This is a genomic window from uncultured Porphyromonas sp., from assembly GCF_934359325.1.
Lineage (GTDB): Bacteria > Bacteroidota > Bacteroidia > Bacteroidales > Porphyromonadaceae > Porphyromonas_A.
Window position 1 is genome coordinate 1 of sequence record NZ_CAKRLH010000100.1, and the last position, 5884, is coordinate 5884.

Sequence of the window (5884 nt, forward strand, 5' to 3'; positions counted from 1 at the left end):
GCCGCTCGTCCTCTTTTTCTACAACGCCCCCTGCCACAGCTGCGGTACTAAGGCGGATGAGCTTGGCAAGTCTCCTCTCATCACCTCCGCCCTCGCTGCCGGCACGCTCCGGATCCTGGCGCTGGACAAGTGGGGCGATGAGGAGAGCTGGAGGGAGAAGGTCCGGGGTATGCCCACGGGGTGGATCCATGGTCGGAACTATAAGGACTTCGATGGCATGGAGCTCTACGTCATCGAGCACGTGCCGACGATCTACCTCCTGGACTCGCAGGGGCGGGTGCTCCTCCGTGACACCTCCCTCGAGGAGATCGAGCAGCAGCTGGTGGCGGACTGATCTGGCTGCAGGGCTTCGTCTTTAGATTTATTTGGTATCTTGGTCTCAGAAAGTTTACTTGACCATACTTAAAGATATGAAGAGACTATTCCTATCACTGCTGATTCTGCTCACCTCGCTCTCCGCACTGGCGGGAGATCGTCTCGAAGTGGGAGTCTTTGCCGGGCATGGAGGGGCTCAGACCTGTGTCGAGGAGACCTACGCCGCTCTGCTGATGGACCGCTCCATCACGCCTCACTACATCTACAGCCGGGACATAGCTACCGGCGCACTGGATCGGCTCGATGTGCTGATCCTGCCCGGAGGCGGCGGCTCCACCGAGTACCTCAACTTTGGCAGCCTTGGGGCTGAGAAGATCCGCCACTTCGTCCGGCAGGGTGGGGGACTTGTGGGCATCTGCGCCGGTGCGTACGAGCTCACCGATACACCCGACTACGCCTGCCTCCGGATGAGCGGGGCAAAGGCGATCGACATCGAGCACGACACTCGAGGGCTGGCGGTCTCTAAGGTGACCCTCACCCCGGAGGGGAAGAGCTTCTTTCCCGAACTGGCCGATCGAGATACACTTTATATAATGTACTACGAGGGTCCGGTGCTGGTCCCGGACGACAAGGGCGAGATCGCCTACACCTCACTCGCCACCATGGAGAGCGACATCCATGAGTATGGTGTCCCCGGTGGGGTCACCAACGATAAGCCCTTCATCATTACTGGTTCTTTTGGCTCCGGGAGGACGCTGTCCATCATCGGTCACCCGGAGAATACCCCCGGCATGCAGTGGATGGTACCTCGGATGGCGCATATGGTCTCCTCACGGACAATTACTGAGCAGATCGACTCGAAGTTCATCGATCCCGGTCACTTTGAGCGGGAGATCAAGATGAATGAGGAGCGACGTCGCTACGAGAGCGATGCCTACGATCTGCTCCTCTACGCCGCCCCCGAGAAGAAGGTGGAGGTGCTCGATGCTCTGATGGAGATGAATTCCTGGAGTGCTAAGGGATGGATCCAGGGTCTCCTCTACGATGAGTCGCCGCTCGTACGAGCGGCAGCCGCTCGCTGGCTCGGCAAGACCACTTACCTCCGCTACCGGGATGACCTTGTGACTCTCCGCTCCGCTGAGACCGATCCGGAGGTGCGGCAAGCTGTCGAGGAGGCGCTCCGGCAGATGGAGCCCTAATGCCCGAGATTGGCAAATGCAGATGACAAAAGCGACCAAACGCACCCAAATACGCTCATTAAGCCCTTTTTCTATGTGTTAAGAAGGATCAGAATTGTTGTTGGACCAAAAAAATGTTACATTTGCCTTGTGATTACAGCCCGAAGTGTGTCCTGTCGGCTACTTGGAGGGCTTAGGATAGATAACGAATTAAGAGATCCAAACCCATTTAGATTATGAATACCAGGATTTTAGGCCTTTCCCTCTTGGGGCTGCTCGCCGCTTCGGCTAGCGTCTCCGCCCAGGAGGTGACCTCCCAGGAGGAGTACCTCGCCGCCACCCCGGCAAGGAAAGTCGCTTTTGAGCCCTCCTGCAAGCACTGGTTTATCCAGGCTTTCGGGAGCCTCACGATGCCTTTCGATATGTGGTGGAGCCACGACAGCCAGGCAGAGCTCCGTCGCGATGCTGACTTCGGCGATCGTGCCAGCTGGGGTGCAGGACTTGCTGTAGGACAGCACCACAACCCCTACTTCTCTACCCGTCTTGCACTGGACTACCACACCATCCCGGTCTTTGGCTACAATAGGACCGACGGTGAGAAGGGTCCACTGCAGCTCCGGGCGCTCAATCCCCACTTCGACTTCATGTTTGATCTGGTCAATTACTTCTCTCCCTACGACGAGAGCCGGGTCTTCCACGTAGTCCCCTTCCTCGGCGTCGGCTACCTCGGTACCAATATCTCCGGATATGAGAGCTATGACACCGCTGCTCCCTATGCTCGCGGCTACTCTCAGGGTGCCTGTGATGCCAACTTCCTCAATATCTTCAATTCGAAGGGCGTCAATAACGAGGACAACAACTTCTTCCGTGAGCTGGATCACTCCATCTCAGCCAACCTCGGACTGGACATCAATATCAACTTCCACCCGCGTGTGGCGCTGACCATCGAGCCGATGGTACTCTTCTTCCCCGGTCTGGAGGCTACCGATGCCATCGGTGCTGTCCGTGGAGGACTCACCTGTAACCTCGGCGAGACGCTCTGGAGTGGTGTACAGCCGATGGACTGGGATCTCGTCAACGGACTGCAGAGTCAGATCAATGACCTCCGTAGCCAGAATGCGGAGCTCAGCAAGCGCCCCGTTCGTTGTCCCGAGTGCCCCGAGGTAAAGCAGACCGTTGTGGAGAAGAATTACGAGAATGTCGTGTACTTCCGTATCGACAGCTCCAAGATCGACAAGAATCAGGAGATCAATCTCTACAACACCGCCGAGTACGTCAAGGCCAATAACACGCCCATCACCGTGACGGGCTATGCCGATGTACAGACCGGTCGTGCTGATTACAACATGCAGCTCTCTGAGAAGCGTGCCCGCAACGTGGCCGACAAGCTCATCAGCGAGTACGGCGTCCCCTCTGATCTGATCACTATCGATTACAAGGGATCCGACGTACAGCCTTATGATGTCAATGCGTGGAATCGCGTCGTCATCATGAAGACTAAGTGATATCACTAAGGAGGTATCCTGCCGGAGTTTTGAGTCTCCGGGGCTAAGTGTGAGCAGGATGAGGGCTTGTACAGATAGTGTACCCCTTTTTGCGGTCAATTCTTTTTGTAGTTTTGATTTTTCTTGTCACCTTTGTCCCAAGAATAGATGACGAGTGGTCGTCAGGACTTCTCTGTAAACGCAAACGATAATAGACAATATATTTATTCACAAAACAGTAATTATGAGAACAAACAAGTTTAAGATTGGCTTGCTGTCAGTTGCTGCTGTCCTCGGGCTGGGGGTCTTCTCCTCCTGCTCCAAGGACTTCCAGGGTGACATCGACGCTATCAACCAGCGTTTGGACAATCTGACAAAAAAGTTCGATGATGGCACCTATGTGACCAAGATCGAGAAAACGGCCAATGGTATCAAGCTCTATCCGAGCAAGGGTGAACCCATCGAGGTTACCAATGGTAAGGATGGCAGACCTGGAACCATCGTCAAGATCGGCGAGGACGGTTTCTGGTACATCGATGATGTCAAGACCGACTATCCCGCAGTAGGTAAGCAGGGTCCTCAGGGTCCTCAGGGTGAGCCCGGAGAGGCTGGTCCTCAGGGTGAGCCCGGCGCCAAGGGTGCTGATGGTGTATATTATGTACCCGGTACCACGGGTAATGAGAAGGGCTTCTGGGTGAAGGTTGATCCTAACACTAAGCCTGCTACTCGCACCATCACTACCGACAAGTGGCTCCCCGCAGGAACTATCTCTGCCGTTTACGAGAATGGCGTCGTTACCCTCATGAATGTTGAGGGGGCTAAGGACGGCATCGTTAAGCTTGGTCAGGCTAGTGGCTTCCAGCTGAAGTTTATCCCTTCGGTTGTTGCTGATGAGGGTGGCGCTCTTCCGATCGTTGCCGTTGGTGGACTCTCCACTCCGTGCGAGAACGATGTAACTGCTGCTACGCGCGTTATGCTTCGCGTAAGCCCCAGCAACGTCACTGTTGACCAGATCAAGACGGATGGTATCTACGTACGCTACAACAATCCTACTGTACTTCGTTCTGCTAAGGCTAACCCCTCTGCAAAGTTCGTAAGCCTGAAGGATGGTGTCCTGACTGTGGATATCTCTGCACAGACCAAGTACATCAACGACGAGGATAACAAGATTGATCAGATCGCCGTTGTTGTGCCTATGGTTAATGGCGCTGAGAATGAGTCTGACTGGGCAAAGCTTGACAAGAGTGTGATCTCTTATAAGGATCTCCACCTCGCCAAGAAGTCCAACTCCAAGCTCTTCCCCACCACTCTGGATCGCGCCAAGACTCTGGCCAAGACTCTTGACTCTAAGTACACCGGTGCTGAGGACGAGTTGCGCTTCTCTGTCGTTGATCTCCAGTACAGTGAGACCATTGACCTGAATGAGCAGGTGACTACTCTTCTCAAGGACAAGGTGTTTGAGGGCTTTGATGTGTATGCTCTCTCTTATGCCTTTGACCTGAAGGACGGCACCAAGGAGAACAAGGATATCACTTTCAAGCGCGGTGACAATGACACGGAGCAGCAGGCGTTCATCACTCTTGACGGATCCAAGATCTCTGCTCGTGTATATGGTCAGTCCTCCAACCGTGCCGCCGTTGGTCGCACCCCGATCGTCCATGTCAAGCTGATGAGCAATGACTGCGTTGTCCGTGATGCTTTCATCGTTATCAACATTGTTGAGGAGAAGATTGAGCCGAAGCCCGTTGATCCTATCGACGTTGTCGTTAAGGCTTCTGATCTCTCTTGCGATGGCTTCAAGTATCAGACCGATGCCGAGTGGATGAACGAGAAGATCTATCACAAGGCCAACCTGCCTAAGGAGATCTTCCACAACAACTTCGTTTGGAGTGAGGAGACTGACGGTGTTGGTACCATCACTCAGGAGAAGGATCCTCAGGATGCTGAGTCTTACATCCTTGTTTGGACTGTAACCCGTGATGAGCTGATCGAGGCTCTTGCTGAGGATGACAACGTAGAGATCTCTAAGACTGGTCACTACAAGTGGAATGGCAACGATATCGCTGTTACCTTCAAGACTACTATCAATCGTCCTGCGTTCGACCTCGGTAAGATCACTCGTGATAACTACTGGTTCGACAACTTCTCTTACGTTCGCTTCAATACTCTGACGCCGGATCTCGGCTCTGTAGATCCTACTCTCTGCACTTTCGATACTCCGTTCTCCAACGTCTTCAAGTCTAAGGAGGATGCCGGTAAGATTGTGGTAGACTTCGGTCAGGTCAATGATGGCGCTAAGGTAAGCTTTGTCTTCGATAAGACTCAGCCCACTCTCGCTAAGGCATTCGGCTATACTCTGAAGCCCAATGCAGACGGTACTCAGCTCCTTGCTGTTAAGGAGGGTGAGACTACTGAGGTTGTTGCTACCATTAAGGCAGATCAGGAGATCACCTTCGGTGACACTGAGAAGGTTACCAATACTTACGACTACGTTGTTTCTTACAATGAGGACAGCGAGATCGGTAAGAAGCTCCTCAATGCTTCTGATGAGAATATGATGGCTCGCATCCGCATCGCTGCTGAGAATGAGTGTGGTGTTCGTATGACTGTCAAGGGTCTCAAGGACGGTGACAGCTTCCTCGTTCACTTCCTCCGTCCGGTTAGCCTGGATGCAGAGACAACTAAGTTCTTTGTAGATGGTAAGGACTTTGGTGAGGAGTTCACCTGGCTTGACATCAATGATATCGTTCGTCTCAAAGACTGGCGAAATTATGTCAAGGATACCGAGGAGTATTACTTCATGCCGAAGCACGAGAACTACTTCAAGTACTACGATATCCAGTCCATCAAGATTGATACTAAGAATATCAAGCCTATTGGTCTGAAGGTCGGTGGTAAGCCTGAGAC

General features: G+C 53.3%; 3 protein-coding genes and 1 pseudogene. All 4 read left to right on the plus strand.

Going from position 1 to position 5884, the window contains the following annotated elements:
* A partial coding sequence (locus Q0F21_RS04865; protein ID WP_297237919.1) for a thioredoxin family protein occupies window positions 1-334 on the plus strand: 334 nt, incomplete at its 5' end.
* A 76-nt stretch (window positions 335-410) separates the two neighbouring features.
* The gene (locus Q0F21_RS04870; protein WP_297237921.1) at window positions 411-1514 is read left to right on the plus strand and encodes a HEAT repeat domain-containing protein; all 1104 of its coding nucleotides are present in this window, start codon (window positions 411-413) and stop codon (window positions 1512-1514) included.
* A 215-nt stretch (window positions 1515-1729) separates the two neighbouring features.
* On the plus strand, window positions 1730-2998 hold the full coding sequence (locus Q0F21_RS04875; RefSeq protein ID WP_297237923.1) for an OmpA family protein: 1269 nt from the start codon (window positions 1730-1732) through the stop codon (window positions 2996-2998).
* A gap of 223 nt (window positions 2999-3221) precedes the next feature.
* Window positions 3222-5884 (plus strand): annotated as a pseudogene (locus Q0F21_RS04880) (collagen-like protein); the annotation flags it as partial.